This is a genomic window from Herbiconiux sp., from assembly GCF_023264855.1.
Classification (GTDB): Bacteria; Actinomycetota; Actinomycetes; order Actinomycetales; family Microbacteriaceae; genus Herbiconiux.
Genome location: NZ_JAHFUW010000005.1, coordinates 68,599 through 91,822, shown reverse-complemented (window position 1 = coordinate 91,822; position 23,224 = coordinate 68,599). Strand labels below are relative to the sequence as shown.

At 69.6% G+C, this 23,224-nt stretch carries 17 protein-coding genes and 1 tRNA gene; 8 read left to right on the top strand and 10 right to left on the bottom strand.

The window, feature by feature from the left end:
- Positions 1 to 16: 16 nt before the first annotated feature.
- Together Q0D75_RS03535 and Q0D75_RS03530 are read right to left on the bottom strand one after the other, a co-directional pair.
- Positions 17 to 1,165 (bottom strand): FAD-dependent oxidoreductase, encoded by a 1,149-nt coding sequence (locus Q0D75_RS03535; protein ID WP_291049428.1) that lies wholly within the window; start codon positions 1,163 to 1,165, stop codon positions 17 to 19.
- Positions 1,162 to 3,303 carry an FAD/NAD(P)-binding protein gene (locus Q0D75_RS03530; protein ID WP_291049425.1) on the bottom strand — a complete coding sequence of 714 codons (2,142 nt, stop codon included), beginning with the start codon at positions 3,301 to 3,303 and terminating at the stop codon, positions 1,162 to 1,164. Before Q0D75_RS03530 ends, Q0D75_RS03535 begins: the two co-directional genes overlap by 4 nt.
- Positions 3,304 to 3,484: 181 nt before the next feature.
- Here Q0D75_RS03530 and Q0D75_RS03525 point away from each other — a divergent pair, with 181 nt between their 5' ends.
- From Q0D75_RS03525 to Q0D75_RS03505, 5 genes are all read left to right on the top strand, one after another.
- Entirely contained in the window at positions 3,485 to 4,618 is a 1,134-nt protein-coding gene (locus tag Q0D75_RS03525) for an LLM class flavin-dependent oxidoreductase (RefSeq protein WP_291049422.1), read from the top strand.
- On the top strand, positions 4,605 to 5,258 hold the full coding sequence (locus tag Q0D75_RS03520) for a GNAT family N-acetyltransferase (protein ID WP_291049419.1): 654 nt from the start codon (positions 4,605 to 4,607) through the stop codon (positions 5,256 to 5,258). The genes Q0D75_RS03525 and Q0D75_RS03520 overlap by 14 nt, the downstream gene beginning before the upstream one ends.
- Before the next feature lie 5 nt (positions 5,259 to 5,263).
- On the top strand, positions 5,264 to 6,253 hold the full coding sequence (locus Q0D75_RS03515) for an amino acid ABC transporter permease (protein ID WP_291049417.1): 990 nt from the start codon (positions 5,264 to 5,266) through the stop codon (positions 6,251 to 6,253).
- Positions 6,250 to 7,011: an amino acid ABC transporter ATP-binding protein gene (locus tag Q0D75_RS03510; RefSeq protein ID WP_291049415.1), complete on the top strand. Its 762-nt coding sequence runs from the start codon at positions 6,250 to 6,252 to the stop codon at positions 7,009 to 7,011. Before Q0D75_RS03515 ends, Q0D75_RS03510 begins: the two co-directional genes overlap by 4 nt.
- 70 nt (positions 7,012 to 7,081) lie before the next feature.
- Positions 7,082 to 8,095 carry a transporter substrate-binding domain-containing protein gene (locus tag Q0D75_RS03505; protein ID WP_291049413.1) on the top strand — a complete coding sequence of 338 codons (1,014 nt, stop codon included), beginning with the start codon at positions 7,082 to 7,084 and terminating at the stop codon, positions 8,093 to 8,095.
- Positions 8,096 to 8,109: 14 nt separating this feature from the next.
- Here the strand turns inward: Q0D75_RS03505 and Q0D75_RS03500 are convergent, their stop codons facing one another.
- Positions 8,110 to 9,585, bottom strand: a complete 1,476-nt coding sequence (locus tag Q0D75_RS03500; protein WP_291049410.1) for an NtaA/DmoA family FMN-dependent monooxygenase — start codon at positions 9,583 to 9,585, stop codon at positions 8,110 to 8,112.
- Positions 9,586 to 9,707: 122 nt separating this feature from the next.
- Between Q0D75_RS03500 and Q0D75_RS03495 the strand changes: the two genes are divergently transcribed.
- Together Q0D75_RS03495 and Q0D75_RS03490 are read left to right on the top strand one after the other, a co-directional pair.
- Positions 9,708 to 10,958, top strand: coding sequence for an LLM class flavin-dependent oxidoreductase (locus Q0D75_RS03495; RefSeq protein ID WP_291049408.1), 1,251 nt, complete (start codon positions 9,708 to 9,710; stop codon positions 10,956 to 10,958).
- Positions 10,955 to 12,340 carry an NtaA/DmoA family FMN-dependent monooxygenase gene (locus Q0D75_RS03490; protein ID WP_291049405.1) on the top strand — a complete coding sequence of 462 codons (1,386 nt, stop codon included), beginning with the start codon at positions 10,955 to 10,957 and terminating at the stop codon, positions 12,338 to 12,340. Before Q0D75_RS03495 ends, Q0D75_RS03490 begins: the two co-directional genes overlap by 4 nt.
- Positions 12,341 to 12,403: 63 nt before the next feature.
- Here the strand turns inward: Q0D75_RS03490 and Q0D75_RS03485 are convergent, their stop codons facing one another.
- From Q0D75_RS03485 to Q0D75_RS03455, 7 genes are all read right to left on the bottom strand, one after another.
- Positions 12,404 to 13,714: an NtaA/DmoA family FMN-dependent monooxygenase gene (locus Q0D75_RS03485; protein WP_291049403.1), complete on the bottom strand. Its 1,311-nt coding sequence runs from the start codon at positions 13,712 to 13,714 to the stop codon at positions 12,404 to 12,406.
- A gap of 163 nt (positions 13,715 to 13,877) precedes the next feature.
- Complete coding sequence (locus tag Q0D75_RS03480; RefSeq protein WP_291049399.1) at positions 13,878 to 15,281, bottom strand: HNH endonuclease signature motif containing protein; 1,404 nt, start codon at positions 15,279 to 15,281, stop codon at positions 13,878 to 13,880.
- Between the two features lie 269 nt (positions 15,282 to 15,550).
- A tRNA-Met gene (locus Q0D75_RS03475) sits at positions 15,551 to 15,624 on the bottom strand.
- A gap of 41 nt (positions 15,625 to 15,665) precedes the next feature.
- Positions 15,666 to 16,952: a type II toxin-antitoxin system HipA family toxin gene (locus tag Q0D75_RS03470; protein WP_291049397.1), complete on the bottom strand. Its 1,287-nt coding sequence runs from the start codon at positions 16,950 to 16,952 to the stop codon at positions 15,666 to 15,668.
- Complete coding sequence (locus Q0D75_RS03465; protein WP_291049395.1) at positions 16,952 to 17,302, bottom strand: helix-turn-helix transcriptional regulator; 351 nt, start codon at positions 17,300 to 17,302, stop codon at positions 16,952 to 16,954. Before Q0D75_RS03465 ends, Q0D75_RS03470 begins: the two co-directional genes overlap by 1 nt.
- A 72-nt stretch (positions 17,303 to 17,374) precedes the next feature.
- Positions 17,375 to 20,287, bottom strand: a complete 2,913-nt coding sequence (locus tag Q0D75_RS03460) for a UPF0182 family protein (protein ID WP_291049393.1) — start codon at positions 20,285 to 20,287, stop codon at positions 17,375 to 17,377.
- 176 nt (positions 20,288 to 20,463) lie between these two features.
- A complete protein-coding gene (locus tag Q0D75_RS03455; RefSeq protein WP_291049391.1) occupies positions 20,464 to 21,582 on the bottom strand; it encodes a S16 family serine protease in 1,119 nt (372 codons plus the stop codon).
- A 236-nt stretch (positions 21,583 to 21,818) separates the two neighbouring features.
- On the opposite strand from Q0D75_RS03455, the gene Q0D75_RS03450 reads away from it, so the two are divergent.
- Positions 21,819 to 23,165 (top strand): zinc-dependent metalloprotease, encoded by a 1,347-nt coding sequence (locus tag Q0D75_RS03450; RefSeq protein ID WP_291049388.1) that lies wholly within the window; start codon positions 21,819 to 21,821, stop codon positions 23,163 to 23,165.
- Positions 23,166 to 23,224 lie beyond the last annotated feature (59 nt).

The window sequence follows — 23,224 nt, the reverse complement described above, 5'->3', positions numbered from 1 at the left end:
CGCTCCGGCCGCTCCGCTATCGGCTCAGAGAGAACACCGGCGGCGCCCCGGCCCCCTCCGTCAGACCGGCGAGCAGCTCCCCCACCACGGGCGTGAACTTGAAGCCGTGGCCCGAGAAGCCGGCGCCCACGGCGACCGGGCCGACGCGGTCGATCACGAAGGCGCTGTCCACCGTCGTCGTGTACGTGCAGCTGATCTCGGTGAAGTCGTCGGGATCCGCCCCGGGCAGCCACTCCCGCACGTAGCGGCGCAGCGCCTCGAGCTGCCCGGCCTCGCTGACGAAGCTGCGGGCATCCGGATCGGTCACCGGCCCCACACCGTGCCAGCCGGCCTTGATGCCCTGACCGGGCGTCTGCATGCCGTAGACGGGCGACCGCCAGTAGCCGTAGCGGGAGTGCGCCGCATCCGGAGCATGGTTGAACCCCGGCCAGGGGCTCGCCGCCTCCGGCTCCCGCTCGGCGAAGTGCGCCGGCTGCTCCTGGGTGACGGTGAGCTGCGGCAGGGCGATCCGGCCGCCGAGCAGCTTCGCGGTCCAGGCACCGAGGGTCACCACCAGCCGGCGGCACTCGATCACCTCGCGATCGCCGCGCGGCTCCCCCGCCGCATCGGTGCGCTGCAGCTCGATGCGGGCCCGGTCGTCATCCAGGATCCGGATGTCGACGACCCGTGCGTGGTGGTTCACCGAGGCGCCGAGCGCCGCCGCCGCACTCTGGAAGGCGGCCACGGCGGCGTCGGCGTCGAGCCGGCCCGCCTGCGGAGTGTGCAGCACCTGCCCGTCGAACCGGATGCCCGGCCAGCGCCGGCCCGCTTCCTCGGCGGGCAGCAGCTCGGCCTCGAAACCGAACTCCGGCAGCAGGCCCGCGATCCGATCGAGATCGGGGATGCGACCGTGGTTCACGATGCCCACCTGGTCGAGCAGCCGGCGGCCGGTGACCGCCTCGAGCTCACGCCAGGCGGGAAGAGCCCGCTCGAGCATCCGCAGGTGCACCGCATCGCCGTAGGAGAGGTTGAAGTTGCGCGAGGCGCCGTGCGAGGCGCCCTGCACGTGGCCCGGGCCGAAGCGCTCGAACAGGGCCACCTCGGTGCCACGCCGGGCGAGGGCGTAGGCGGCGGCCGAACCCATCGCCCCGCCGCCGACCACGACGGTGTCGATGAAACCGGTCATGCCCGACGATCCCACCGGTACGGCTCGGCCGCGAACTCGAACCACAGCCGGTCGGAGAAACGGCCCGGTTCGGGCAGCCACTGCTCGCTCGCACGGCGCGACTCGTCGAGCTCGGCGAGGTGGGTGAGCAGGGCGCGCGCCACCCGGTCGTTCTCGCGGAACGAGACCGCGTTCGTGCGCGGCCGCGAGAAGGCGCCGACGAACGGCGAGTTCGTGTACGGCCCGACGGCGTAGCTGCGTCCGGATGCCTCGCCCGAGCCGTGCACCACGCGCCGGTCGTGCTGCCGCACGGTGAGCCGGCCGGTCGGCCCGCTGTACTGTTCGTCGCGCGCCACCTCTTCCAGGGCCGAGCCCGAGGCCAGCAGCACCCGCAGCAGCTCGTTGTCGCTGCGGGCGATGCTCGTGTCGGGCAGCCAGGCGTCGACGAGCGCCGTGGCGGTGACCTGCTCGTCGTGGTTCGCGCTGCCGGCGCGGAAGACGCCCTGCTGCTCGTCGGCCTCCAGCCACATCTCGCCGCCGAGAAAGCGCACGACGCCGGCCTCGGAGAGTGCGAGCAGCTCCTCGAGCCGGTGCGCGGGCGGCCCGCTGGCGATGAAGCTGAAGTAGCCCAGCCACCAGCCGTTGATGTCCTCCACCCGTGAGCGCGCGGTCCACTTGGGCGAGGCCACCAGGTCGGCGAAGGCGAACAGCGCGGTCAGCAGCGCGAAGAACAGGCCGAGCGTGGCACTGTGCTCGGGGAGCGTGCGCAGCCACAGGTCGCGCTGGATGTAGTCGCGCACGGCCGCCTGCAGGTCGTCGATCCCGGCGAAGCGGGCGCCCGCCAGTGGGCGGTCGAGGGCGGGCAGGAAGAGCCGATCGATCTCCTCGGGCACCGCGGATTCGATCAGCGCGGTGAGCAGACGGGCGTCGGCTTCGATCCGCTCCCGGTCGGCGGCGCTCCACTCCGGCAGCGCGTGACCCCGGGTGCGCGGGCCCTCGGGTGCGGACAGTGCTGCCGCGGCATCCGGTGTCGAATCGGCCACGATGCAGGCCCGCGGGTCGAGCGCGGCGAAACGCTCGGCGAACTCCTCCCAAGGCAGCGAGACGCGCTCCGGATGCCCCGTGAACAGTTCCCGGTAATAGCCCCAGAGCATCTCCTGCGCGATCAGCGGCCAGATGTCGGTGGCGAAGTCGAGGCTCTCCTTCTCTGCCTCCAATTGCGCCGCGATCGCGGCGGTGAAGAACCGTGGCGCGGGCGGCTCGCCCGCCAGCGTCGAGCCGATCTTGGAGTGGTAGGGCACCCCGCGGCGGGATCCGATCACGATCGTCGGCTCCTTGCCCGAAGCCTCGTAGCGCAACCGGCCGTCGACCCGGTCGAAGCGGCCGCCGCGCCCCTCGGTGAGCAGCACAACGAGGTCGACCGCCGCGAGACCGAAGCCGCGCACCAGCACCCGCTGCCCGGGCACGATGGCCCGGGTGTCGGCATCCGCGGTGAAAGCGGGCGGCAGGTAGTACAGCTCGCGGCGCTTCGCGAAGTCGATCAGGGCCGCGTGCCGCGGGTCGGGATCGGTGCCGGTGTGGCCGAGCGAATAGAGCACGAGGTCGACCTCGATCCGCTGGCCGGTGTCTAGTTCGACCCGTTGGCTGCCGTCGGGCAGGTCCGTCACGTTCTGGGCGCGCGCCGCGTGCTCGACCACCTGCACCCGGTCGCCGAGCAGGGCGAGCGCCTCCTCGTGGAACCAGCGCAGGTACAGGCTCTGCAGCCGCCGGGTCGGAAAACTCGCCGGGCCGAGCTGGCGCAGTTCGGCGCGGAGCGCGGCATCCAGCTTCGACTCGTCGATCCGGATGCGGCCCTCGTTCACCTGCCCCACCCAGTCGATCAGCGAGGGGCCGGGTCGCACGGGTCCGTCGATCGTCGAGCTCTCGTCGGTGAACATGGTCACGTCGGCCGCCATCGAGTTGAGCTTCAGCAGCGGCGACTGCTCGTGGCGCCAGATCCGGCCGGGCCCGGCGGGATGCGGGTCGATCAGGTGCACCACCAGCGGGGTGCGCTCAGGCCACAGCTCGTCGAGGTTGGCGGCGAGGCGCTCCAGCACACCGACGCCGCGCGGCCCGGCACCGATCACGGCGAGGGAGGGAACAGCAAGGGCGGCAGACATCCCCCCAGCGTCACCATCCCGACGGCAGCGCGCCCCTTTGTGACAGAGCGTGACGCGGATGACGAATTGTGAACCTCCCGCGTTGCCCGGCGCGGAACGTGCTGGTTACCGTCGCCCCATCGACCTCCCTCGGCCGCCGGCCTCATCCCGGTGGTCGCCGAACTCCCGGAAGGACTCATCCGTGCCCATCGAATTCCTCGGCATCGCCGCCACGAACGACGGCAGCGAGACCCGTGCACGCTCCGGGGCGAGCTTCGACAAGGACTACACGCTTCGGCTGGCCCGCGCTCACGAAGACAACGGCTGGGACCGCGTGCTCTTCGCCTACCATTCCGGCTCCCCCGATCCGGCGACCGTGGCGGCCTTCGTGGCCTCCAAGCTCGACCGGCTCAAGCTGCTGCTGGCACACCGCCCCAACGTCTCGGCGCCCACCTACGCCGCCAAGGTCGTGGCCACCCTCGACCAGATCAGCGACGGCCGCGTCAACGTGCACATCATCACGGGCGGCTCCACGGCCGATCAGGCGGCCGAGGGCGACCACCTCGGCAAAGACGAGCGCTACGCCCGCACGGGCGAGTACATCCGCATCCTGAAGCAGGCCTGGACCTCACGCGAGCGCTTCGACTTCGCCGGCGAGCACTACCGCTTCGAGGACTTCGTCAGCGACGTATGGCCCGTGCAGCAGCCCCGCCCGCAGGTGTCGTTCGGCGGATCGTCGGCGGCCGCCTACGCCATCGGCGCGGCGGAGAGCGACATCTACGCGCTCTGGGGTGAGCCTCTCGCGAACACGGCCGAGCAGATCGCCACGATCACGGATGCCGCCACCGCCGCCGGCCGCAGCGAGCGGCCGCGCATCCAGGTGGCCTTCCGGCCGATCCTCGGCGCCACCGAGGAGCTGGCCTGGCAGAAGGCGGAGCAGATCCTCGGCCGGGTGCGCGAGCGCACGGGCGCTCTGCCGGCCGCGGCGATCGACGACCTGAAGAATCCCGAGAACGCCGGATCGCAGCGACTGCTGTCGATCGCCGAGCAGGGCGACCGCTTCGACCGGGCGCTCTGGACCTCGGTGAGCGCCGCCTCGGGCGGGCGCGGCAACTCCAACGCCCTGGTGGGCACCCCGGAGACCGTGGCGGCCGCCCTGCTCGACTACGTCGACCTCGGCGTCGACATCATCTCAGCCCGTGGCTACGACTTCGTCGACGACACCATCGACTTCGGGCGGTACGTCATCCCGCTCGTGCGCGACGAGGTCGCCAAGCGGGATGCGGCCGCCGCGGCCCAGACGACCCTGAAAGGAGCAGCCCGTGTCGCTGCGTGAGAACTCCACCGCCGAGCGCCCGGGAAGCACAGGACGCCAGGGAAGCACCGGACACCAGGGAAGCACAGACGAGTTCGTGTACGTCTCTGCCGACGATCCGCGGGCGGCTCCGCTGCTCGACGACCTCACCCGCGAATACGACTCGCGCTACGGCGAGGCGTTCGGCGAGCCCGCCGCCGCCGAACTCAGCCGGTACCCGGTGGCCGACTTCGCGGCACCCCGCGGCGCCTTCGTGCTGCTGCTGCGAGATGGTGTGCCCATCGCCGGCGGGGCCTTCAAACCCTTCGGTGACGACGCCGTCGAGCTGAAGCGGATCTGGACCTCGTCGGAGCACCGCCGGCAGGGCCTGGCCGGCCGGGTCGTGGCCGAGCTCGAAGCCGAGGCACGCCGGCGCGGTATCGCCGTGGCATATCTCACCACCGGGCCGCGGCAGCCCGAAGCCCTGCGGCTCTACTTCTCCGCCGGCTACACCCCGCTGTTCGACCCGACCCTCGCCCCTGAGCAGGTGATCATCCACGGCTTCGCCAAGTCGCTGACCAGCGAGCCGCTGAACACGGCCGAGGTGCAGCGCCGGCACGACGAGTCGCTGGTCGACTTCTACCGATCCCACCCGGGTGCCGACGAAGGGCTCCGAGGATGACCGCCGTGACCCACCGTCCCGACCAGGCCCCGCCCGCCGACGGCACCGCCGTGACCGGGCTGCCCCCGGGCATCGACCTCAAGCAGCTCGCCGAGCGCAAGGTGCTGCCTCTGCGGCATCCGGTGCGCTGGGTCATCACGGCCCTCGTGCTCGTGCTGCTGGCGAACTTCGCGCAGACCCTCTTCACGAATCCCTCCTGGGAATGGGCGAAGGTCAGCCAGTGGTTCTTCAGCCCCGCCATCCTGAAGGGCCTGCAACTGACCCTGCTGGCCACGGCGATCAGCGCGGTCGTGAGCTTTCTCGGCGGCATCGTGGTGGCCCTCGCCCGGCTCTCCGGCAACCCGGTGCTCAGCACCCTGAGCTGGCTCTACATCTGGCTGTTCCGCTCGGTGCCGCTCATCCTGGTACTGATCTTCCTGTTCAACCTCGGCAACCTCTACCCCTCGGTCGGCATCGGGGTGCCGTTCGGCCCGCAGCTCGCGGTGCCCACCTTCACCCTGCTCTCGCCGCTGGTGCTGGGTGTGATCGGGCTCAGCCTGAGCGAGATCGCCTACTGCGCCGAGATCGTGCGGGCCGGCGTGCTCGCCGTCGACCAGGGCCAGCACGAGGCCGCCAAGGCGCTCGGCATCCCGCAGCGCCGCCAGTTCTTCCGGATCGTGCTGCCGCAGGCGCTGCGCTCCATCGTGCCGGCCTTCGTGAACCAGATCATCGGGCTGATCAAGGCCAGCTCGCTGCTGTTCTACGTGTCGCTGCTCGACCTGTTCGGCGTGGCGCAGAACCTCGGCAGCACCTACCCCACCGACATCATCCCGCTGCTGGTGGTGGCCACGCTCTGGTACCTCATCCTCACCAGCGCGATCTCGATCGTGCAGTTCTACATCGAGCGCTTCTACGCCCGCGGCTCGGTGCGGGAGCTGCCGCTCACGCCGCTGCAACGGATCCGCCGCACCGTGGCCGGCATCCGCAGCACCCCGCAGGGAAACACGATCGCATGAGCATCGCTATCGACATCCACAACGCCACCAAGAGCTACGGCGACAAGACCGTGCTGAAGGGCGTCGACCTCACCGTCGAGGCCGGCACCGTGACCGTCGTCCTCGGCCCCTCCGGCTCGGGCAAGTCGACCCTGCTGCGCGCGATCAACCACCTCGAGAAGCTCGACGAGGGCTACGTGGCCCTGAACGGCGAGCTGATCGGCGTGCGCGTACACGGCGAGCGGCTCAAGGAGCGGCGGGAGAAGGACATCCTGAAGCAGCGCTCGAAGATCGGCTTCGTGTTCCAGAACTTCAATCTCTTCCCACACCTCACGATCCTCGAGAACGTCACCGAGGCGCCGATCTCGCAGGGCGTCAAGCCGAAGGATGCCCGCGAGCACGCCCGCACGCTGCTCGCCCGGGTGGGCCTGGCCGACAAGGAGGGCGCCTACCCGCGCCAGCTCTCCGGCGGTCAGCAGCAGCGCGTGGCCATCGCCCGCGCGCTCGCGCTGGAGCCCGAGGTGATCCTGTTCGACGAGCCCACCTCGGCGCTCGACCCGGAGCTCGTCGGCGAGGTGCTGAGCGTCATCCGCACCCTCGCCGGCAGCGGCAAGACCCTCATCGTCGTCACCCACGAGATCGGCTTCGCCCGCGAGGTGGCCGACCGCGTGGTGTTCATCGACGAGGGTCTGATCGTCGAGGAGGGCACGCCCGCCGAGGTGCTGTCGAACCCGAAGAACCGTCGCACGCAGGACTTCTTGAGCAAGGTGCTCGCCTGAGCACCGCGCTCCTCCCCCACCCGCTCCACCCTTCCACCCATCACATCCACTCACACAGCTAGGAACCACCATGACCACTCCCACCGCCAAGCGGCTGCGCACGATCGGAGCCCTCGCCACCGCGGCGATCCTGACCGCGGGCCTCGCCGCCTGCACCACGAGTGCCGACGCCACCGACACCGCGGCCGCCTCCGGCACCGTCACGGTGGGCGCCTTCTCCAACGGCGCCGGCACCGAGACCCAGATCGAGGTCTCGACCGTCGACGAGATCCGCACCACGCTGCCCCAGGAGGTGCTGGACAGCGGTGAGCTCACCATCGGCATCGGCGCCCTGCCGGCCGGTTTCCCGCCGCTCGCCTTCACCGGTGACGACAACGAGACCCTCACCGGCTCCGAGCCCGACCTCGGCCGCCTCGTCGCCGCCGTCTTCGGCCTGAAGCCGGTCGTCAGCAACGCCACCTGGGACAACCTGTTCGTCGGCATCGACACCGGGGCCACGGATGTCGGCTTCTCGAACATCACCGACACCGAGAAGCGCAAGGAGAAGTACGACTTCGCCTCCTACCGCGGCGACAACCTGGCCTTCCAGGTGCTCGCCTCGAACGACTGGGAGTTCGACGACGACTACGAGAACCTCGCCGGCCTGACGGTGGCGACGAGCTCGGGAACCAACCAGGAGAAGATCCTGCTGGAGTGGAAGAGCAAGCTCGAGGCCGAGGGCAAGACGCTCGACGTGGTGTACTTCCCCGATGCGAACTCCATCACGCTGGCGCTGAACTCCGGCCAGATCGACGCGCAGTTCAATCCGAACCCCGGAATCGCCTACCAGAACAAGCAGTCCGAGGACGGCGCAAACCCCACCCGCACCGCGGGCATCTTCTCCGGCGCCGGCGAGACCCTCGACGGCCTGATCGCCGCGACGGTCAAGAAGGATTCCGGCCTGGCCGAGCCGGTCGCCGCCGCCATCAACTACCTGATCGAGAACGGTCAGTACGAGCAGTGGCTGGATGCCTGGGGCCTGCAGGACGAGGCCGTCGAGACTTCGCTGGTGAACCCGCCCGGACTGCCGCTGGACAACAGCTGAGGCCCTGAACGAGCTCAGTTCGTGAACAGACCCACCACCCCGTCGAAGGCACTGGCCACCGGCGGGGTGCGGTCGTTCAGGGAGGGGCGCGGTGCGACGCTCCGGTCGCGCGCCGGGTGCTGCTGCCGCTCCGGCCGGGACAGGCCGAGGTGCCCGCGCAGGGTCGTCGCCGTGTACTCCGCCCGGAACAGCCCGCGCTCCACCAGGATCGGCACGACCGTGCGGGTGAAGGCCTCGAACTGCTCGTGCAGGAAGGCGCTCTGCACCAGGAAGCCGTCAGCGGCACCGCGGGCGAACCAGGTCGCGAGATGATCGGCCACGTCGGCGGGCGACCCGACGATCACCGGCATCGTGAACAGGCGGGCGATCAGCAGGTGCCGGTAGGTGACCGGCCGGTGCCCGCCGGGAACCCGTCCCGAGCGCTGCCGCACGATCTCCAGGAGTCGCACTCCAGCAGCGGTGAACCGCCCGGCATCGCTCTCGCTGACGACGTCGTCGAGCCCTCGTACCAGCATGGGAACCCCGACGACGCGCCGGATCGCGGTGTCGGTGCGATCATCCGGAACCCCCGCCGGGGCGCCCGGACCGGACACGGGCACCAGCTCGACCAACCGGTCGTAGAGCGCCCAGGCCTCCTCGCGGGTCGGAGCGATGATCGGCAGCACGGGTACCAGCACTGCGAGGTCGGCGGGATCGCGCCCTCGGTCGCGCGCGGCGGCGCGCACCTCGGAGACGATCCGGATGCCGTCCTCCACCCCGGCCGGCGACACGAGGTGCACGTCGGCGTGCGTCGCCGAGAACCGCCGCGCCCTGGCCGAGACATCGGCGTGCACGATCGGGATCTGGCCCTGCACCGGGCGCGGAGTCAGCGCGGGGCCGGCCACCCGGAAGGCGCCCTCCGTCTGGTCGAGTGTGCGGATCAGCGTGTGATCCAGCAGCACGCCGCCGGCCGCGTCGGCGACGACGGCCTCGTCGTCCCAGCTGTCCCAGAGCCCTCGCAGCACCTCGAGGTACTCCTCGGCGACCTCGTGGCGGCCCAGCCCCGCTCCGTTGATGCGCTGATTGGCCTCGGCCCCCGGTTCGGAGCCCGCCACCAGGTTCAGGCCGAGACGTCCGGCGCTGAGCTGATCGATCGATGAGGCCGAGCGGGCGACGGCGAACGGATCGCTGTGGCTCGTGCTGACTGTGGCGATCAGCCCGATCCGCTCGGTGAGAGCCGCCAGGTAGGCGACGGCGGAGAGCGGATCGACGCGCGCCAGCAGGTACGGATCGGTGAACTCGAGCTCGGGCCCGGTGGCGAGCCAGTCGCCGAAGAACAGCAGGTGCAGGTGCGCCCGCTCGGCCTCCGCGGCCAGGCGGCGCAGGGCTGCCGGCTCGGCGAGCGGGTCGTGATGGGCTCCGTCGATGCGCCAGCCCGAAGGAAAGGCTCCGAGGGGCCGGACGGCCGCTCCGAGGAGCAGGCCGCGCGCGCGGGGAACGGAGTCGGTCATCGTGTGTCGAGCATGCGCGCGGCGAGGCGTCCGATGCCGGAATGTTTCACTCTGTGGCGTTGTGTTCCGTCTCGTTACGGCGCGGCTGTCCCGCCCGCGCCGCGGCGTGTTCGGCTGGTCGCATGACACGGAATCTGCATCTGGCGGTCGCTCTGGAAGGGACGGGCTGGCATCCGGCGTCCTGGCGCGAGCCCGCGGCCCGGCCGACCGAGATCTTCACTCCCGGTTATTGGCTCGACCTGGTGCGCGCCGCCGAAGCCGGCGGCGTCGACTTCGTCACGATCGAGGACTCCTTCGGGCTGCAGTCCTCGCGTTTCGGTGCCGCCGACGACCGCGTCGATCAGCTGCGCGGCCGGCTCGACGCGCTGCTGATCGCCTCCTACGTGGCCCCGCGAATTTCCCGGATCGGGCTCGTGCCCACGGTCACCACTACGCACACCGAACCCTTCCACGTGGCGACGGCGCTGCAGACCCTCGATCACGTGAGCGAGGGCCGTGCCGGCTGGCAGCCGCGCATCTCGGCCTCGCCCGACGACGCCGCATCGGTGGGCCGTCGCACCGTTCCGGCCCTCGACCTCGAGGCCTACCGCCGTGGCGAGGGCCAGGCGATCGTGCACGAGCTCTTCGACGAGGCCGGCGAGGTGGTGGATGCCGTCCGCCGGGTCTGGGACAGCTGGGAGGACGACGCCATCGTCCGCGACGTCGACTCCGGCCGGTTCCTGGACGGCGAGAAGGTGCACTACACGGAATTCGAGGGCCGGTACGTGCGGATCAAGGGCGCCTCCATCACGCCGCGCTCCCCGCAGGGCCAGCCGCCGGTGATCGCGCTGGCGCACGCCACCGTGCCGTTCGAGTTCGCGGCCGCGCATGCCGACGCCGTGTGCATCACCCCGCACACCCCCGAGCAGCTGCGCGAGATCCTGGCCGAAGTGCACGACGCCGAGGCCCGCCTGCGGCCGACCTCGCTGCCTCCGCTGCTCGTCTACGCCGACCTCGTGGTGCTGCTCGAGGACAACGCCGAGGATGCGGCGGCCGCCCTGGAGCGCCTCGACGATCAGGCCGGCGACACACTCGCATCCGATGCTCTCGTCGTGGCATCCACGCCGGCCGCGCTGGTCGAGCGCCTCCGCGAGGGTCAGCGCCTCGGCCTCGACGGCTTCCGGCTGCGCCCGGCTCGCCTGCCCGCCGATCTCGACACGATCACCCGTTCGGTCGTGCCCGCACTCGAGCAGGCCGGTCTGCGCGCGCCCGCCCCCGACGGTGTCGCCCCCGGAACCGCTCCCCGCACGCTCCGCGACACGCTCGGCCTGGAGCGCCCGGCGAACCTCTTCACCCACCAGCCGGCACTCCGCGATTCGGAGGTCTCCGCATGACCACTCCGTCCTCCCTCGACGCCCGACGCCAGGTGCACCTGGCCGCGCACTTCCCCGGGGTGAACAACACGACCCTCTGGAGCGATCCGCGTTCCGAGAGCCAGATCGCCTTCTCGTCGTTCCGGCACTTCGCGCAGAACGCCGAGCGCGGCTTCTTCGACTACCTCTTCCTGGCCGAGGGCCTCCGGGTGCGCGAGCACAAAGGCCGCATCTACGAGGCGGATGTGGCGGGCCGGCCGAACACGCTGGCCATCCTCGCCGCCGTGGCCGCCGTCACAGAGCACATCGGTCTCGTCGGCACCCTCAGCGCCACGTTCAACGAGCCCTACGAGCTCGCGCGCCAACTCGCCACCGCCGACCACCTGAGTGGCGGCCGGATCGGCTGGAACATCGTCACCACCTCCGACGCCTTCCACGGTGCGAACTTCCGCCGGGGTGCCTTCCTCGACCGCGATCAGCGCTATGTGCGCGCGGCCGAGTTCCTCGAGGTGGCTGACCGGTTCTGGAGCAGCTGGGCTCCGGATGCCGTGGTCGCCGACAAGGCGAGCGGCCGCTTCCTCGCCGACGGCGGTGTCGGTGAGGTCGAGCACCACGGACTGCACTTCGACGTGACCGGCCGCGCCACCCTGCCGGGAGGTCCGCAGGGGCGCCCGCTGATCGTGCAGGCCGGAGACTCGGCCGCGGGCCGGGACTTCGCCGCCGAGCACGCCGACGTGATCTTCTCGCTGCACAGCGAGTTCGCCGATGCCCAGAGGTTCTACGCCGATGTGAAGGGGCGACTCCCCGGGCACGGGCGCGACGAGGACTCACTCAAGGTGCTGCCGGCCATCGGCTTCGCGCTCGGCGACAGCCGGGCCGAGGCCGAGGAGAAGGCTCGCGAGATCGCTCTGGCGCAGACCTCGGGGGCCACCGCGATCGCCTTCCTGGAGCGGGTCTGGGGCCGAGACCTCACCGAGTACGATCCGGATGGGCCGCTCCCCCCGATCGACCCCGATCCGGCAGGGGCCGGCATCACGCAGGGCCGAGCGAACAACGCGGCCGATCCGAAGGCCACCGCCGACGCCTGGCGCGAGCGGGCCGAGGCCGAGAGGCTGAGCATCCGGGAGCTCGTCATCGCACTCACGGCCCGTCACGGTCTGGTCGGCACTCCCGCCCAGGTGGCGGCGGAGATCGACCGTTTCGTGCAAGAGCGCGCCTCCGACGGCTTCGTGATCGTGGGCCACACGAATCCCTACGGGCTCGACGAGTTCGTCGACACGGTCGTGCCCGAGTTGCAGGAGCGCGGGGTGTACCGGCGCTCCTATGACGAGGGCGCCACCCTCCGCGACCTCATCGGAGCGCAGGGACGGTCATCCGTCGGGTCATCGGCGGCGGTCAGGTAGTCGGCGGCGGCCTGATAGTCGGCGGCGGTCTGATCGGCACCCACCTGTCGATCAGCCGATCGCTCAGAGGCCGAGGTTCTGCCGGAGTGTCGTCGTCGGCCCGTCGTACTCCGTGCGGAACCGGCCGAGCTGCTGCAGGCGCGGAATGACCGTCTCGGCGAAGATCGGCACGTCGTGCCGGTAGTCGCCGAAGCTCAGCACGAACCCGTCGGCACCTCGTGCGTCGACCCAATCCAGCAATTGGTCGGCGATCTGCTCGCCGGCGCCCACGAGCACCCGGTGCGCGCCCAAGCCGTTGTGGGTGAGGATCTGACACACGGTCCAGCGGTTGCGGCGGGCCTCGTCCACGATCTGCTCCGGAAGGTCGGCGACGTGCGAGTCACCGACGACGGTCGCGAGCAGCTCGTACGGCAGTTCCGCGTCCAGCCGCAATGACTCCGGCGGCAGTCCGAGGCGGGCCGCGAGCAGGGGCAGGCCGAGATCGACGTTCACCCGTTCGTCGAGTTCGGCCTTGCGGGCGACGGCTTCGGCCTCGGTGGCCCCGGGGTAGATGAACACCCCCGGCAGCACCAGCGGCGGCCGGCGTGAGGCTGCTGCGCTTTTGGCGTGCACGTCGGCGTAGAACGTCTGCGAGCCCGCCAGGTCGCGGCGCGCGGTGAACAGGGCGTCCGCCTGGGTGACGCCGAAGTCGATGCTCGCCTCCGAGCTGCCGGCCTGGAAGACGAGTGGCTTGCCGTGCACGCTCACCGGAACCGGGAGCACGCCACTGGAGCGGAAGTGCTCCCCCTCGAAGTTCACCGGTCGCGTACGGGCGGCGTCGAGGTAGACCCCGCGTGACTCGTCGGCCACGATCGCCTCGCGCGGCAGCGAGTCCCAGTAGGCGTCGACCAGCGTCGCGAACTCCCCCGCCCGGCGGTAGCGCACCTCGTCGGAGAAGTGCTCGTCCACGCCGAAAACCGTCCGGGTGGTCTCGCCCTGACTGGTCACGATGTTCCAGGCGGCGCGGCCCCGCGACGCGTGGTCGAGGGTCGCGACTTTGCGGGCGACCTCCACCGGGTTGCCGAACAGTCCCGAGACGGTGGAGACCAGGCCGATGTTGCTCGTGCGGCTCGCGATGGCGGCGAGCAGCACGGTCGGATCCTGGCCACCCCAGAGGGCGCGGTGCGATCGCAGCTGCAGCCCGCCGATGGTGTCGGCCAAGAAGAGGGCGTCGAGCTTCGCGGCTTCGGCCGCCAGGGCCAGCCACACGAAGTAGTCGATGTCGGTCAGCAACGAGGCGGGATCGCCGGCACCGTGCCAGATGCCCTCGTGCCAGCCCGCAGGAAAGTAGTTCAGGGCCAGTCGGATGGCGGGTCGGTCCGCTCGAGCGCTCACGAGCCGCGAGCCAAACAGCGCGCGCCCACGGACCGGAGGCTCGCGTAAAGGACGGCAACATCAGCGTGTTGAGGTGCGGAAACCGAGCCGGGCACGCCGATCAGAGCAGCACCACGTCGAATCAGGACAGCACCACGTCGAATCAGAACAGCACCGGTTCGGATCAGAACAGCACTTCTTCGAATGGGCAGTGCGTCTCACTCACGGGCTGAAAGCTAGGGCGCTTCGGTCGTGATTCGAGGTCAGCTGGTGAGCGTTCCGGCCGGGTTGGTGGTGGTTCGCCTTCAGATTCTGGGCCGCATTCGGGCCAGGGTGGGTGTGCCGGGTTGGCGGGTTCGGTGATGTGAACCCTGCCGATCGGGGACGTCCACCGCAACTCCCGCCCGGGCAACGCCTTCACTGTCCAATCGGATTCGTGCTTCAAGTGGTGATGCTTCGAGCACAGGCTCGCGAGGTTCGCGTGGGAGGTTTCGCCACCGTCCGCCCAGGCGTGGACGTGGTCGAGTTCGCAGCGTTGTGCCCGGCGTCGGCAGCCGGGGAACCGGCACGTCTCATCCTCAATCGTGAGCGCCAACCGCAGGTCAGCGGGGATGCGGTAACTCTCCCGCCCCACGGACAGGGTGTGCCCGGTGACCGGGTCGGTCAACCAACGGGTCACGCTCGGTGCGTCTGCGGTCAGGCGGCGGGCCGTCACCGGGTCGATCGGACCATACCCGTGCAACTCGGCCGGCTCCTCCGTGTGGCCCAGGAGCGACAGGGCGGGAACAGTGAGGATCACCTGCGGGCGGATCCGCTGCGCAGCAGTAGCAAGGTCACCCTCGGGGTCGAGGAGCAGCGCGATAGCGGCATCGCAGCGGCGTTGGGCGTGGGTGCGGGGCTCGTCGGGGCCGCGCTGGGAGCGGGCGATCTGGTCGAGTTTCTCATCGATCGCGATCGCCTCCGCGGCCGGCAGCAGCACGCTCAGCTGCGCCATCCCATCCGCCGCGGGATCCACCCACACACCGCGATGAGCAAGAGCTTCCACATGTCGCTTGCGAGGCGTCTCCGGGTGGACTCGTTCCCGGTAGATGCGGGCGCGTTGGGTGAACTGCGCCACCGTCAACCGGGACGCCACCGGAAGCAACGCCGCCTCGAATTCCCCGTGCGCTTCCACCGGGACCGTTGAGCACTGCGCCACCATCACATGCGCGTGCCGACCCGTGATCTCCCCCGCTTGCAGGGCGGCCAACGTCAACGGGAGCGAGGTGACGAGGGTTTCCGCGTCCGTCACCATGCTGCCCACCGTGCACTCCGGCACCCGCAGTGTCGTGCCGATCTCGGCGACCAGCAGCCGCTTCTCTTCCTCCGTGTGGGCGAACCCACACACCGCGGATTCCTCCGCATCCAGCCCCAGGGTGCGCCCCCGAGCACGGCGGGACAACCGGGCGACCGCCACCATCTTGTCCGCCTCGAGCGACGCCTGCCGACGGGTGATGTCGTGGACGTAATCGAGATCAGCATCGAAGGCGGCGCGCGCGTCGAATTGACGCCGGGGCCCGGCATCCGTCGCATCCGTCATCTCTATCATGAGATTAATTCAATCAGCGACCACCGACATTGAGGCCTTGGAAGCCGTCGGGGCTGCCGCGCGCTCCGCGCTTGCCCTCGATGGACCGGCCAAGCCACGCGCATCCGTCACCATTCAAGGACGATGACGACAAGGCAACCGACCCCGACAACCCAGCCACACCCATCGAAGGCAAGCGCGAAGCGCGCGGCAGCCCCAGCGACAGCCCGAAGACTCCCCCGAGAACGCAAAAAGAAGGCCCGGTCGATGACCGGGCCTTCTCGTTTTCGTTGCGGGGACAGGATTTGAACCTGCGACCTCTGGGTTATGAGCCCAGCGAGCTACCGAACTGCTCCACCCCGCGGCACGAGAATCTACTCTAGCACGCCTATGAGCAGCCCACGCTCACAGCGACGGGAACTCCGAGCGGATGCGCTCCGCATCCTCCCCGGACAGCCCCGCCTGAGCGGCGAACTCGCCCCACCCGCTGAGAGCATCCTCCACCGCCGAGATCACCTCGAACCGTCCCGGTACCTGGAACCGGTCCGCCACCGCGAGCAGATCCGCCCGCGTGATGCCCGCGAACTCCCCGTTCACCGACATCAGGTGCTGGTACGTCCACTGCCCCTGCGGGTTGTAGGCGTACGTGATGTCGTACCCCGGCGCCAGCCGCCACCCACCGCCCTCCGGATCGAGCAGGAACGAGAAGTTCTTCGTGTGGTCGTCGCAGTTGCGCGCCAGCACGTTGAACACCATCCGGCGAAACGCCTCGGTGAGCGCCGCATCGCCGAGACCGAGCGCACCGATCACCTGGAAGTACTGGGCGTAGTCATGCGTGCCGCGCTGCTTGTAGTCGAGCTCGGCCACCGCGCAGAGCGTCTGCAGATGGATCTTTCGCCCGTCGGGCGCGCGGTCGAAGCGCTTGGTCATGAAGTGCGCCCGGCCGTTCTCCTCAAGGAGGCGCGACGGCGACATCTCGATGCCCGCGGCCGTGGCCATCAGGTAGTAGGCGTATTCGATCCGGCCGTAGCCGGCGCTGCTGCCGAGCTCGGCATCCCGCCCCACGCCGTCGAGCTTGATCATCCACTGCTCGAAACCCGCCTCGGAGGGCAGCTGACCCGACCGGATCTCGTCGGTCGACGGGTTCCACGCGATGATCGCCTTCGCCCGCGCCCCGCCGGCCGAGGTGCCGACCTGGATGAGGTTGGCCAGAGCGGCGGCCGACTCCCGGTCGCCCTCGATGCGGCCGGAGAGGGCGCTGCGGGCGCCGGTCACCAGTTCGGAGAGTTCGAGCGCCGTGGGCCGGCGGCGCTGCGGCCCGCGGGTCGGCCGGAACTCCAGCGCCCCCATCCCTCGGCTACCGAGGTAGCCGAGCCTGTCCAGCGCCGTGATGGCCGAGCGCTCCACACCCTGTGAGGCGAGGTACGCCGTCACCAGCGCGTTGCCGAAGTCGTCGGGCAGGGCATCCGCCACGAACGGCGGCAAGCGATGGTAGGTGGCCTCGGGCAACCCCGGATACACCCGCACCCGCTCCCCCAAAGGGGTGCTGAGCGGCGAGAGCTCGATGCCGGACGCGATCCATCCGGGGTCGTATTCGAAGGCGTACGACCCGGATGCCGGATCGGCGACGAGCGCGCCGACCGTGCGGTCCCAGGCCCTCACCTCGATCACCGCGACCGGCGTGTAGACCATCAGCTCCCCGTTCCACGGGGCTTGGAGGCGCGGCGCGGAACCGCTTCGCGGCGATCCTGCGCCAGCATCCGCAGCGGACTCACGGCCACAGGAGGATCGAGTTGCTCGAACCAGTCCAGGCGCCCGAGCGCCCTCACCACGGCCGCGAGCGTGGAGACACTCGATCCTCGTCCGTGTTCGAGGTTCTTCACGGTACGAAGGCTCACACCGGCGCGAGAGGCCACGGTGGCCTGATCGAGGTTCTTCGACAGGCGGAGGGAGCGGAGGCGATCACCCAAGCGCTGCTCGAGCTCCTCGGTGGTGATCGCCTCCGTTCCAGCCTCGTCGTCGTGCCGGATAATGAAGTCCATACGTGCATTATCCTGCACCTTAGACGGGGAATGCAATGCTAAGGGCAACAATCTACCCTTTATGCGGTACTCCTAGTTGGATGCGGCGATCGCCCGATCCACGGCGTCCTTCAGACGCTGGTCAGCCTCGCCGTACGCCGTCCAGTCACCGGCCTTGAGCGCGGCCTCCTTGTCGGCCAGCGCCTGCTGGGCGTCAGCCAGGGCCTGCGTCAGCGTCGGGTCACCGGTGGGCGCGGTCGTCGGGGCCGGCGTACTGCCCGAGCCATCCGTCGTCCCGGAACCATCCGTGGTGCCGGTGCCCGAGCCGTCGACCGGGTCGGTGGTGCTCGTGCCCCCGGTGCCGTCGGTGGGCAGGTCGCCGTCTCCGGCCACCGCTCCCGAGTCGCCGCCGAACAGCGAGTCGAGCGCTCCGTCGAGCGTGCTCTCGAAGGCGATCTTGTTGCCGAACGACACCAGCACCTTCTGCAGCAGCGGGAAGCTGGTCTCACCACGGGACTGCACGTAGACCGGCTGCACGTACAGCAGGCCGCCGCCCACCGGCAGTGTCAGCAGGTTTCCGCTGATCACCTGGCTCTCACCCTGCCGCAGCAGGTTCAGCGCCGACGAGACGGCTGGATCGGACGAGAAGCTGTTCTGCACCTGACCGGGGCCGGGCACGGTGTCGTCCTTCGGCAGCGTGAGCAGCCTCAGCTTGCCGTAGTCGGCGGACTTCTCCCCCGCGCCCGATCCTGCGTTCGCGTCCACGGCGAGGTATCCGGTGAGCACGCTCCGCGACGACTCCCCCTGCTGCGAGAGCGGGATGAACGTCGAGTACAGCGAGTACGACGGATCGTCTTGCGTGGGCATCTGCAGCGTCAGGTAGTACGGCGGCTGCAGGGTGGGGCTGGTCGACGAGGAGGTAGGGTCGTTCGGCGTCGTCCAGGCGTCTTCCTGCGAGTAGAAGGAACCCGCATCCGTCACGTGGTACTGACCCAGGATCGAGCGCTGCACCTTGAACATGTCGGCCGGGTAGCGCACGTGGCTCATCAGCTCGCCGCTCATCTCGCTGATCGGCTTGACCGTAGCCGGGTAGATCTTCTCCCAGGTCTGCAGCAGCGGGTCTTCGGCATCCCAGGCGTAGAGCGTGACCTTGCCGTCGTACGCGTTGACGGTGGCCTTCACCGAGTTGCGGATGTAGTTGATGTCGTCGACCGGATACGCCGGCGTGGGCGTGTAGGTGTCGGCGATCGACGAACTCAGGGACTGCACCTTCGAGTACGGGTAGTTCGCCGACGTGGTGTAGCCGTCGACGATCCAGACGACCTGGCCGTCGACCACCGAGGGATACGGATCCGAGTCGATCGTGAGGTAGGGCGCGACCTTCGACACGCGCTCGGCCGGATCGCGGTCGTAGAGGATCTGCGAGTCGTCGTTCACCGCATCCGACAGGAAGATCTGCTCGGACTGGAACTTCAGCGCGTAGACGAGCCGCTTGAAGATGTTGTCGAGCTTGGGCCCGCCGTCGCCCTCGAAGGTCGTGTAGGTCTGCGAGGCGCCGTCTTCGCCCGAGGGGTAGTCGAGCTCGATCTTCGAGCTGCCCTCGGGGCCGCCGACGATCGAGTAGGCCGGTGAGTTCTCACCGAAGTAGATGCGCGGCTCGAAGTCGCCGAGCGAGCCCACCGAAGGGATGCCCGACTCGATGAACACAGGCTGTCCGTCGGCCGAGCGCTGGTTGCCGTAAGCCGCCACCACGCCGTACCCGTGGGTGTAGACGACGGTCTGGTTGTACCAGGTGGCCGAGGAACCGAGCTGGTCGATGTTGATGTCGCGCACGGTGACCACGGCATCCTGAACCTGGCCGTCGATCGTGTACCGGTCGACGTCGAGGTGGTCGGGGAACTGGTAGTACTGGCGGAACTGCTGCAGCTGCTGGAACGACTTCGTCACCAGAGCGGGGTCGAGGATGCGGATGTTGGCCGTGGTGGCCGCATCGTTGCGCAGCGCTCCCTGCTCGGCCGTTGTGGTGGCGTCGTAGGGCGTCTCCTCCACGTCGGAGACCCCGTAGGCGTCGCGCGTCATGTCGATGTTGCGCTGGATGTACTCCTGTTCGAGCGTTCGCTCGCTCGGGTCGACCTGGAAACGCTGCACCACCCAGGGGGCGAGCGAGCCGAGGATGAGGGCGCTGACCACCAGCAGGGCCGTACCGATGATGGGCAGGCGCCAGCGGCCGATGACGGCGGCGACGAGGAACAGGATGGCGACGATGGCCGCGATGCCGGCCAGGATCTGCAGACCGGGGATCGTGGCGTTCACGTCGGCGTAGGAGGCACCCGTGATGATGCCCGAACTGTCGGCGAGGGTGGCGAACTGGTCGAGCCAGATGCTGACCGCCTGCAGCAGCAGGTAGACGGCGGCCGTGATGGCCATCTGGATGCGCGCGGTCTTGGAGATCCGCACCTCGCGCTGGCTGAAACGGATGGCGCCGTACAGGTAGCTCGTGGCGATGGCGGCGAGGCCCGAGACGATGACCACGGCCGAGGCGAAGCCCACGACTCCGCGCCAGAACGGCAGGTCGTAGATGTAGAACGAGATGTCCATGCCGAACTGTGGGTCGGTCTGGCCGAACGCGGTGCGGTTGAGGTACTGCAGGGTGAGCTGCCAGCGCGAAGCGGTGGCGACACCGGCGAAGAGGCCGAGCACGGCGGGAACGCCGAAGGTGGCGAGACGGCGCAGCGGTTCGATGACCTGCTGGTAGCGGTCGAGCTGCGAGTTGAGCTTGGCGTAGACGGGGCGCCAGCGGAACGCGACCTCGATCGAGGCCCACACGGGGATGCCCATGGCCAGGAACCCGACGACGAACATCACGCCGCCCGCCAGCCACTGCGTGGTGAGCACATTGAGGAAGCCGAGCTGGTCGTACCAGAGGATCTCGGTGTAGAGGGTCGAGAACACGAAGAACAGGATCGCCAGCACCACCACGATCGCTATGGCGATCGCGAGAGTCACTCTCGAACGTCGTGCGGGCTTCTCTGCTGTTTGGGAAGTCACTTATGCCTCTGCGCTAATGGGTGCTGTGCTAGCTGCCGATGTCCGTCAATCTTAGACAACAGAATCTTAGGCAAGGCCGTCTGGGAGCCTTCAGGGAGTCACGTCACGGTGCGGTCACAGCACCGCGCCGGCGGTCACGGCGCAGCGGTCACCGTGTCGCAGCTCGGCAGCGCAGAGGTGTCGCCGCCGTCGGCGATCGTCTCCAGCGCGGTCATCGACTCGGAGAGGGTCGACACCGCGAACACCTGGATGCCGTCGGGCACATGACCCACGACCTCGTCGCAGTTGCTGGCCGGGGCCAGGAAGTAGGTGGCGCCCGCGTTCACGGCGCCGACCATCTTCTGGCGGATGCCGCCGATCGGTCCCACGGTGCCGGCCGGGTCGATCGTGCCTGTGCCGGCCACGTTCTGGCCGCCGTTCAGTTCGCCCGGGGTGAGCATGTCGATGATGCCGAGGGCGAACATCATGCCGGCGCTCGGGCCTCCGACGTCGTTCAGCTGGATCTCCACGTCGAAGGGGAAGGTGTAGCTGTAGCCGGCGCTGATGCCGAGGGCCGGCGCATCCGTCTGCGCCGAGATCACCGGCGTGATGGCGATCGTCTCCTGGGTACCGTCGGCGTGCTGCACCAGAACCTGGGCGGGGGTGTCGGTGCCGTTGGCCGCGAGCGCCGCCCGCAGCTGCTCGACCGTGGCCGATTCGGTGCCGTTCACGGAGAGCACGAGATCGCCGGTCACGAGGCTGTCGGCGGCGGGCCCGTCGGGGTCGACGGCCGCCACCGACACCACGGTGTCGAAGGCGATGCCCTGTTCGGTGAGGGCGGCGGCGATGGCCTCCTGCTGGCTGTCGACCATCAGGGCGGCGTTCTGCTCGTTGCGCTGATCGGTGGTGACGGATGGCGGGTACACGGCGTCGATGGGCAGCACGGCCTTGCTGGAGTCCAGCCACGCACCGATGATCTCAGCCCACGAGGGCCGCTGCTCGGGGGTGCCGCGCACCGAGACGGTGAGCATGTCGAGGGTTCCGGCGGTGGGGTAGGTCTGGGCCCCGGAGATGGCGATCAGCGGCACGTCTTCGCCGTCCTGCTCCTGGGAGCCCAGCGTGTTGTAGACGGGGCCGGGCTGTTCGATCACGTAGGGAGCGGGGAGGAAGCTCATCACGAGGGCGAGCACCAGCGCGATCAGCAGCACCGTCCAGCCGGCGCGCACGCGTCTCGGGACGGGGCCGCGAGCATCCTCGGGTTCGAACAGGCTCACGGGATCCTCTCGCCGCACACCGGTGCGGGCTGTGGTGGTCGTGCCGGTCAGTAGGAAACGTTGCGGGCCATCGCGGCGCTGATGTTCGCCACGGGCGCACGGCACGGTGCTCAAGCTTATGGGAAAACCCAGCCTGGGCGGCGGGGCAGCAGTTAGCGTAGAAGCACAATCTGACAGCCCGCATGGAGATTCTGGAGAGCTTCCGGCGGCTGTCTGCTGAGAGAGAAGGACGCACCGTGAGCGACGAGCCCCGCGACGAACCCGAGGACGAGTTCCGTGACATGCTGCGCCAGTTCCTCGCCGGCAACTCCGACATCGACCCCTCGAAGCTGGCGAGTGCGGCCGGTCTGCCGTCTGATCCGGCCGCCGTGCAGCAGCTGATGGCGCAGTTGCAGAACGCCATGCAGTCCAGCACCGAGGGCGTGAACTGGGATGCGGCGCGCACGCAGGCGCAGGAGATCGCCGGCAAGGCGAACCTCTCCATCACCGATCAGAGCCGCGCCTCGCTCGAGCAGGCTCTGCACGTGGCCACCCTGTGGCTGGACGAGGTGACCGCGCTGTCGGATTCGGCGGTCGCCCCGCGCCTGATCACCCGCACCGAGTGGGCCACGGCCACCGTGCCGGTGTGGACGCAGCTCGCCGAGCCGGTCGCCGTGAGCATCTCGGATGCCCTCACCGAGGTGCTGCGCGATCAGGCGCCGGAGGAGATGGCCGGCATGATCGCCGGCGCCTCGCAGCTGATGCGCAACCTCGGCGGCACGCTGTTCGCGATGCAGCTCGGCCAGATCGTGGGCCAGCTCTCGCAAGAGGTGGTGTCCGGCGGCGACGTCGGCATCCCGTTGCTCGAAGAGGGGCAGGCGGCCCTCGTGCCGCAGAACATCGCCGACTTCGGCGAGGGGCTCGACATCCCGCTCGACGAGGTGCAGCTGTACCTGGCCATCCGCGAGCTCGCCCATGCCCGGCTGTTCCGGCACGCCCGGTGGCTGCGGCTGCACGTCATCTCGTCGATCACCGAGTTCGCCCGCGGCATCTCGATCGACACCAGCCGGCTCGAGGAGCTGGCCTCGAGCTTCGACCCGTCCAACCCCGAAGAGCTTCGCAACGCGATGGCCAGCGGTGCGCTGATTCCGCCGAAGACCGAGCAGCAGCTGCATGCGCTCGCCCGTCTGGAGACCACGCTCGCGCTGATCGAGGGCTGGGTCGACGTGGTCACCGCGCAGGCCTCGTCGCGCCTGCCGCGCTGGAACGCGATCGCCGAGACGGTGCGCCGTCGCCGCGCGACCGGCGGCCCGGCGGAGTCGGCGTTCGGCGCCCTGATCGGCCTGGAGCTTCGGCCCCGGCGCCTCCGTGACGCCGCCGCCCTGTGGCAGGCGGTGACGGATGCGGTGGGCCAGGAGCAGAGAGACGCCCTCTGGTCGCACCCCGACCTGGTACCCACCTCCGCCGACCTCGACGACCCGGCGGCATTCGTGGCACGCCTGCTCGCCGGTGACCCGGAGCCCGACGAGATGGATCAGGCGCTGGAAGATCTTCTCCGTGAAGAGCAGACCAAAGATGGGGACGACCAGCCTCCCGTGCCGTGAGCTGTGGATAACCCGTCCGGGCGGTGACCCGTCGGGCAGGATGCCCGCATGGTTCTGCA

Bases quoted from the DNA above. Each gene is read 5' to 3' on its own strand.
- Q0D75_RS03535 (WP_291049428.1), bottom strand. From the start codon at position 1,165: ATGACCGGTTTCATCGACACCGTCGTGGTCGGCGGCGGGGCGATGGGT.
- Q0D75_RS03530 (WP_291049425.1), bottom strand. From the start codon at position 3,303: ATGTCTGCCGCCCTTGCTGTTCCCTCCCTCGCCGTGATCGGTGCCGGG.
- Q0D75_RS03510 (WP_291049415.1), top strand. From the start codon at position 6,250: ATGAGCATCGCTATCGACATCCACAACGCCACCAAGAGCTACGGCGAC.
- Q0D75_RS03505 (WP_291049413.1), top strand. From the start codon at position 7,082: ATGACCACTCCCACCGCCAAGCGGCTGCGCACGATCGGAGCCCTCGCC.
- Q0D75_RS03500 (WP_291049410.1), bottom strand. From the start codon at position 9,585: ATGACCGACTCCGTTCCCCGCGCGCGCGGCCTGCTCCTCGGAGCGGCC.
- Q0D75_RS03495 (WP_291049408.1), top strand. From the start codon at position 9,708: ATGACACGGAATCTGCATCTGGCGGTCGCTCTGGAAGGGACGGGCTGG.
- Q0D75_RS03490 (WP_291049405.1), top strand. From the start codon at position 10,955: ATGACCACTCCGTCCTCCCTCGACGCCCGACGCCAGGTGCACCTGGCC.
- Q0D75_RS03480 (WP_291049399.1), bottom strand. From the start codon at position 15,281: ATGATAGAGATGACGGATGCGACGGATGCCGGGCCCCGGCGTCAATTC.
- Q0D75_RS03470 (WP_291049397.1), bottom strand. From the start codon at position 16,952: ATGGTCTACACGCCGGTCGCGGTGATCGAGGTGAGGGCCTGGGACCGC.
- Q0D75_RS03465 (WP_291049395.1), bottom strand. From the start codon at position 17,302: ATGGACTTCATTATCCGGCACGACGACGAGGCTGGAACGGAGGCGATC.